The 6,327-nt window shown below is 60.9% G+C and carries 6 protein-coding genes and 2 tRNA genes; 4 read left to right on the forward strand and 4 right to left on the reverse strand.

The window, feature by feature from the left end; translation table 11 throughout:
• Both NW827_RS10505 and NW827_RS10510 read left to right on the forward strand, forming a co-directional pair.
• Nucleotides 1–506, forward strand: a 506-nt coding sequence (locus NW827_RS10505) for an aminotransferase class V-fold PLP-dependent enzyme (RefSeq protein WP_414503663.1), incomplete at its 5' end; no start/stop codon positions are given.
• Between the two features lie 27 nt (nt 507–533).
• Complete coding sequence (locus tag NW827_RS10510) at nt 534–1,142, forward strand: CPP1-like family protein (RefSeq protein WP_414359722.1); 609 nt, start codon at nt 534–536, stop codon at nt 1,140–1,142.
• Between the two features lie 57 nt (nt 1,143–1,199).
• Here the strand turns inward: NW827_RS10510 and NW827_RS10515 are convergent, their stop codons facing one another.
• The 3 genes from NW827_RS10515 to lysA form a co-directional block, all read right to left on the reverse strand.
• Nucleotides 1,200–1,943: an isoprenyl transferase gene (locus tag NW827_RS10515; protein WP_414359720.1), complete on the reverse strand. Its 744-nt coding sequence runs from the start codon at nt 1,941–1,943 to the stop codon at nt 1,200–1,202.
• Nucleotides 1,944–1,948: 5 nt separating this feature from the next.
• Nucleotides 1,949–2,893 (reverse strand): diadenylate cyclase CdaA, encoded by a 945-nt coding sequence (gene cdaA / locus NW827_RS10520; RefSeq protein WP_414359719.1) that lies wholly within the window; start codon nt 2,891–2,893, stop codon nt 1,949–1,951.
• A 179-nt stretch (nt 2,894–3,072) separates the two neighbouring features.
• Entirely contained in the window at nt 3,073–4,449 is a 1,377-nt protein-coding gene (gene lysA / locus NW827_RS10525) for a diaminopimelate decarboxylase (protein WP_414404014.1), read from the reverse strand.
• 140 nt (nt 4,450–4,589) lie between these two features.
• Here lysA and NW827_RS10530 point away from each other — a divergent pair.
• Nucleotides 4,590–4,675: transfer RNA gene (locus NW827_RS10530), tRNA-Tyr, on the forward strand.
• A 4-nt stretch (nt 4,676–4,679) separates the two neighbouring features.
• Nucleotides 4,680–4,751 (forward strand) — tRNA-Thr (locus tag NW827_RS10535).
• Here the strand turns inward: NW827_RS10535 and miaB are convergent.
• Nucleotides 4,751–6,112, reverse strand: coding sequence for a tRNA (N6-isopentenyl adenosine(37)-C2)-methylthiotransferase MiaB (gene miaB, locus NW827_RS10540; protein WP_414404013.1), 1,362 nt, complete (start codon nt 6,110–6,112; stop codon nt 4,751–4,753). The genes NW827_RS10535 and miaB overlap by 1 nt on opposite strands.
• Nucleotides 6,113–6,327 lie beyond the last annotated feature (215 nt).

Consider the following 6,327-nt stretch of genomic DNA (forward strand, 5'->3'; position numbering starts at 1 on the left):
AACGGCGGCTGCGAGCCGGCACCCATGGTATCCCAGGGATGTTTGGCCTGGGGGTGGCGGCAGCTTTGGCTGCCCAAGAGCTGGAGCGGGAGACGGCCCGCCTACGGCAGCTGCAGCGGCACTTGGCCCAGTTGCTGGCTTCCGTGCCCGGTTTGCGGCTAACTGGCCCTGCAGATCTGGAGCAACGCCTGCCCCACCACCTCAGCTACTGCACCACCGCGATCCCGGGGCACGTGCTGGTGAGGGAGATGAGCCGCCAGGGAATCGCCATCAGCGCCGGCTCTGCCTGTAGTAGTGGACAACAGATCCCTAGCCGCATTCTCCTGGCCATGGGCTATTCTGAGGCTGAGGCCCTGGGATCTATCCGCCTTAGCCTGGGCAGGGCTACCACTCCAGCAGCCGTTGAGCAGGTGGCCCAATCGCTGCGGGCGTTGCTCCTGGCGGCGGCGAGGCTAGACCCTCAACCCTCCCAGGCGGTTCTTCAATTGGCGGCTAGGCTAGGGTGATAGAGAGTTACAAGCAGGCTGGTCGTCATGGCTGAGATGAGTCCCTATCAAGTGCTGGGGGTCAGTGAAGAAGCCTCTTTTGAGGAGATCCAGTCGGCGCGGGCACGACTCCTAGCCAGCTTGGCTGCAGATGAAGCGCAGCAGGAACGGGTGGAGCAAGCCTACGACGCTATCCTGATGCAGCGCCTGCGCCTGCGCAAAGAGGGCAAGATCCCCGTCCCGGATCGCATTCGCTACGCAGAACAGCGCCCTGGCTCTCCTGCGCCAGAGGTGGGTTTACCCCGCCCGGTCAAGAAGATCTCTTTTGGGTTAAACCGCTGGCTGGACACCCCTTCGGTGGCCACCGCCCTCTGGTCAGCAGGGATTTTGGGAGGGTTGCTAGGTTGGGTTGTCCTCTCCCCCGAAGAGTATCCCTCCTTACAACTGGCGCTGGGGCTGATGACCTCCATCTATTTCCTGTACCGCAAGGAACGCCGCTTCCTCCGCTCTTTCTTCTTGGCGCTGGCGGCCTTGATCCTGGGGCTGGTGTTGGCCTATAGTCTTGCTTTGCCCCTTACCGGTGGCGATGCCCCTGGCCTCCTGTGGGTGGGAATTACATTTGGGTTAATGTGGCTAGTAACCACCTTCTTGCGCTAGCACCTGCCTCAGAGCCCTCGCTCCTCAGTTTTCCTAGAGGGGGGGTAGAGAACCTCCTCACTTGCCAAACCGTCGCTGGCGCGACTGGTAGCTGAGCAGAGCCTGGTGAAAAGCAGCGCGGTCAAAATCGGGCCAAAGGATGGGGGTGAAGTACTGCTCAGTGTAAGCCATCTGCCAGAGCAAAAAGTTACTAAGGCGCATCTCGCCGCTGGTGCGGATTAGCAAGTCGGGATCCGAGAGGCCGTTGGTGTAGAGAAACTGGGAGAAAAGGGCCTCGTCAATTTGATCCGGCTGCAGCAGTCCTTGCTGTACCAGGGTGGCAATGGAGCGGCAAGCCTGCAGGATCTCTTGTCTTCCTCCATAGTTGAGAGCCACCGTCAGGCAAAGACCCTCGTTGTGCTGGGTACACTCCACTGCTTGCCCAATGGCCTCCTGTAGAGAGGGGGGCAGGGCCGACAACTGGCCGGCAAACTGAATGCGCACCCCCTGCTCCACCATTTCCTCCAACTCTTGCCACAGCACCCGCTCAAATAAAGTCATGAGGAAATCGACTTCTTCGCGGGCTCGACCCCAGTTTTCGGTGGAGAAGGCATAGGCAGTAAGGAGCGGGATCCCCCAATCGTGGCAGCAGCGGACGAGCTCCTTCAAGGCCGCTACCCCCCGCTGGTGGCCGACGCTGCGGGGGAGCCCCCGTTTTTGTGCCCACCGCCCGTTGCCATCCATCACCACGGCCACGTGGCGGGGTAACAACTGCGGATCGAGATCGGCAGGTAACTGAAGATAAGCAGGAGAAAGAGTCATGGAGGTTATTCTTTAGGAAGCGTTTTCTCAGGTTTGCGAGAGCGTTTGGCTGAATCAAGCAGGGATCCCCACCAGCGCAACGGTCCGTTGCAAACCCACGAGTGGATCCCCAGTCTCCTCAGAGGAGCCTCTCGTTTTTTGGACTGGCGGGAATGGCGCAACCGCTCTAGCAGCAGCTCATGTAACCTGGCACTGGTTAGGGGACGCTCGATGCGTCCACCCTCTGCTAGAGAGATGGACCCGGTTTCTTCTGAAACCACAATACACAAGCAATTGGCTTGCTCGGTAATCCCCATTGCCGCCCGGTGCCTGGTTCCCAGTTGACGGGAAGCAGCTCGCTCTGAAACTGGTAGGATGACTCCTGCTGCGCGAATGCGATCTCGATGGATAAGAACTGCCCCATCGTGGAGCAAGGTCGAGGTCTGGAAAATCGTCTGCAAAAGCTCCCGCGATACCCGTGCTTGAAGAGAGACCCCCTTGTCAGTAAACACCCGTGAGTCAATGGGCTGATCCGGCTCAATTACAATTAGAGCCCCTGTCCGACTTTGGGAGAGCTCCCGCACGGCTTGCACCACTTCCTCCACCAAGCCCTCCTCATAATCTTCCTCATCCCCGTTTGGAGGATCTGACCCTTCCATGCGGATGATCTTGGCCAACTGCTCCAAGAGCTGCCGCAGCTCTGGCTGAAAGAGCACCCCCATGGCCACGGCCGCAGCCAGGAGCAAGCGATCTAAAATAAGGTGCACCAGCGGCAGCGCCGCTGTGGCCAGGTAGAGCACCAACAGCACCGTAAATCCTCGCACCAGCACCCCGGCCCGGCTCTTGCGGGTGGAATAGAGGGCCAAAGCCAATAGCAGGACAGCCAGTGCCCAATCCAAGAGGCTGAGAAAGGTAAATTGCTGTAGCCAAGCCCATAAGGCCGCCAGCATGCCGAAAAACCCCGTCCACACTCCCCTCGTGCTGCAGACCTTTCGCCTGCGCCGTCCCGCCGCGAGAATCTTGCCGGACTGCGGTTCCCTGACCAGCCTACCATTTACCTCCTCCCTGGCTTCCAGGTCTTCCCAGTTGAGCCCAGTAGGCTAGATCCTCCCTGGCAACTTGGGCAGCTCCCTGCTGGCGCTTTTTGCCTCTAGGGCCGCAACTGCTCTGGTAGGATATCCTGACGGATTAAATCGGCATAAGTTTCCCGCCGCAGGATTAACTGGGCCTTCCCTTGGTTGACCAGCACTGCTGCCGGCCGCGGGAAGCGGTTGTAGTTGGAGGCCATGCTGTAGTTGTAGGCGCCGGTGGCCAACACAACTAGGACTTCGCCGGGCGCTGGGTTGGGCAAAAGCACATCTTTCAAGAGCACATCCCCCGACTCGCAGTGTTTTCCGGCCACTGTTACCCTCTGGGTGGCCTCAGCCTCGGGGCGGTTGGCCAGAAGGGCGGTGTAGCGGGCCCCATAGGTGATAGGGCGGGGGTTATCGGACATGCCACCGTCAATGGTGACGTAGAGACGCCCCTCGGGAAGGTCTTCGCTGGGCGGGATCCACTTCTTGCCCCCCAAGGTGTAGGCAGTTACAGCCGCTGGCCCAACCACAGACCGTCCAGGCTCGCAGAGCACCTTGGGCAGGGGGATCCCAGCGGCAGTGAAACTCTGCTCCACTGCAGTGGCCACGGCTTCCACCCACTCTGGGATGGACGGGGGATCGTCGGATTCGACATAGCGGATCCCCAGGCCGCCGCCCACATTGAGCTCCTGGAGGGGCAGGCCTTTGTCTAACCCTTGCCGCCAGATCTGAGCCAGTACCCCCGCCAGGTCGCGGTGTCCTTGCAGATCAAAAATCTGGGATCCAATGTGGGCGTGGAGCCCGACGCAGTGCAGTTGCGGATGGGCTGCCAGAAAATCAAACACCTCCGGCAGTTGCCACTGGCCAATGCCAAATTTGCTGTCGGTTTGGCCGGTGCGGATGTACTCATGGGTGTGGACGTCAATGCCGGGGTTGACCCGCACCAATAAGCGGGCGGGTCGTTCAGGGGTGGCCAGGGCCGCCACCTGCTGCAGCTCGTAGAGGCTATCTACGACCAGGGTGCAGCCCACCTCCAGGGCCATGGCCAGCTCCTCTGCTGACTTGGCGTTGCCGTGCAGGTAGAGATCTTTGCCTCTAGCTCCTGCTTGCAGGGCAGTGTACAGCTCGCCGCCAGAGGCAACATCCAGCCCCAGCCCTTCCTGCAGCGCCAAAGCACAGATGGCCAAGCAGTTCCAGGCTTTCGTAGCATACAAGACTTGGGATTGCCCAGGGTAGCAGCGGGCCCAGGTGTCGCGATAGAGGCGGCAGGCCTGCCGCAGGGTCCATTCGTCCAGGATGTAGAGGGGGGAGCCAAACTGGCGCACCAGCTCCACCACGTCACAGCCACCAATTTCCAGGTGGCCCTGGCGGTTGACGCGGCTAGTTAACGGCTGCAGGGACTGGTTAGGAGAAACGGACTCGACAGAAGGCGGAGTGCTGAGCCTTGAGACCATAGTTGCAAGCTAGAGGCCTGTTTTCCACCCTACCAAGTTTTCTCGCCAATTGGGCTGGGGAAAGCTCCCTCAGCTTCTACCTGGGCCTAAGTTGCTCCTGGGCACCCTTTTTTCTGCTACTATAGAGGACCAGCGTCTATGGGTCGATGCCCGAGTGGTTAAAGGGGGCGGACTGTAAATCCGCTGGCTTACGCCTACGTTGGTTCGAATCCAACTCGGCCCACCACGCTGCCCACGTAGCTCAGTGGCAGAGCACCCCCTTGGTAAGGGGGAGGTCACGAGTTCAATCCTCGTCGTGGGCTTAGGCACAAACTTCCAGCTCTGCAGGGTGGGGTTTCCCTTCCCCTGCTTTGACCATCTCGCCGCTAAGAGAGAAAGCCCGCGTAGCAGTGATGCGCACTGGCACCAGGGATCCCTGCAATTGCTCGGGATCGCCGTCGAAGAAGACGATGCGGTTACCGCGGGTACGTCCCATCGCTTGGCGGGGGTTTTTGGGGTTGGGGCCTTCCACCAGCACCTCCTGCACCTGGCCCAGCAGGCGGGCGCTGCGGGCGGCAGCCACCTCCGCTACCAAGCGGTTGAGCCGTTGCAGGCGGTCGCTTTTTTCTTCTTCTGGCACTTGGTCGGGCCACTCCGCTGCTGGCGTGCCCGGGCGGGGAGAGTAGGCGGCAGTATTGAGGAAATCAAAGCCGATATCCTGCACCAGTTGCAGGGTTTCTTGAAACTGGGCTTCCGTTTCACCGGGGAAGCCAACGATGGCATCGGCGCTGATGGTGGCCTCGGGCATGTACTGGCGGATGAGCTGGATGAGCTGGCGGTAGCGCTCCTGGGTGTAGCCGCGCCGCATCCGCTTGAGGACTTCGTCACTGCCCGCCTGGAAGGGGATGTGGAAGTGCTCGCACACCTTGGGCAGCTCGGCACAGGTGGCAATGAGCTCTTCAGTGAAGTAGCGCGGGTGGCTGGTGGCAAAGCGAATCCGCTCGATCCCTTCCACCGAGTGGACAAAGCGCAGCAAGCTGGCCAGGTTGGTTTTGGGATCCAGATCCCGCCCGTAGGCGTCGATGTTTTGCCCTAGCAAGGTGACCTCGCGGTAGCCGGCCCGGGCCACGTCCTCAATCTCGGCGCGGATGGCCTGCGGCTGGCGCGACTGCTCCCGTCCCCGCACCAACGGCACAATGCAGTAGGTGCAGCGCTCGTTGCAGCCGTAGATGACGTTGATCCAGGCTGTCACCCGGCTATCCCGGCGGGGCTTGGTGATGTCTTCCGGGATCTCGACAGGCTCAGTGGCCACCACCTGGTTGCCAGCCTCCACCTGGGCCAGCAGATCTCCCAGGCGATTGACGTACTGGGGGCCCATGACCAGGTCGAGCTCCGGGACGCGGCGCAGCAGCCGCTCTCCCTCCTGCTGGGCCACGCAGCCGGCCACGATCAGCTTGATGGCGGGGTTTTTCCGCTTGCGCTGCGCCTGGATGCCTAGGTAGGAATACACCTTTTGCTCAGCGTTGTCGCGGATGGTACAGGTATTGAAGAGAACCAAGTCTGCCTGCAGTTCGTTTGCGGCGGGCACATACCCCAGCGACTCCAGGATCCCGGCCATGCGCTCGCTGTCGGCTCGGTTCATTTGACAGCCAAAGGTGATGATGGAGTAGGTGGGAGCAGCCATGGCAAGACCAGAAGACAGGGACAGCAATCCTTACCTTATGAGCTTAGCGGATCCTCAGGGGGCAGTAGCAGCCCCCTCCAGGGTTGCCCTTTGCCCTCTGCACGGCCCTCGCTGAGGCGGGGTTAGGCGCTACCCCTTAGCGGAGGAGCTACGAGCTGGAATACAGTAGCTTGGTAACTCTCCGTCCCGCTAGCGTGATTCGTGCGGGGCGGAAA

Origin of the sequence: Synechococcus sp. H70.1, assembly GCF_047502705.1 — a bacterium.
In the GTDB taxonomy this organism is placed as follows: Bacteria; Cyanobacteriota; Cyanobacteriia; order Thermostichales; family Thermostichaceae; genus Thermostichus.

What these genes read in the sequence shown, in the direction of transcription:
- NW827_RS10510 (WP_414359722.1), top strand. Translation starts at nt 534, where the DNA reads ATGGCTGAGATGAGTCCCTATCAAGTGCTGGGGGTCAGTGAAGAAGCC.
- NW827_RS10515 (WP_414359720.1), bottom strand. Translation starts at nt 1,943, where the DNA reads ATGACTCTTTCTCCTGCTTATCTTCAGTTACCTGCCGATCTCGATCCG.
- lysA (WP_414404014.1), bottom strand. Translation starts at nt 4,449, where the DNA reads ATGGTCTCAAGGCTCAGCACTCCGCCTTCTGTCGAGTCCGTTTCTCCT.
- miaB (WP_414404013.1), bottom strand. Translation starts at nt 6,112, where the DNA reads ATGGCTGCTCCCACCTACTCCATCATCACCTTTGGCTGTCAAATGAAC.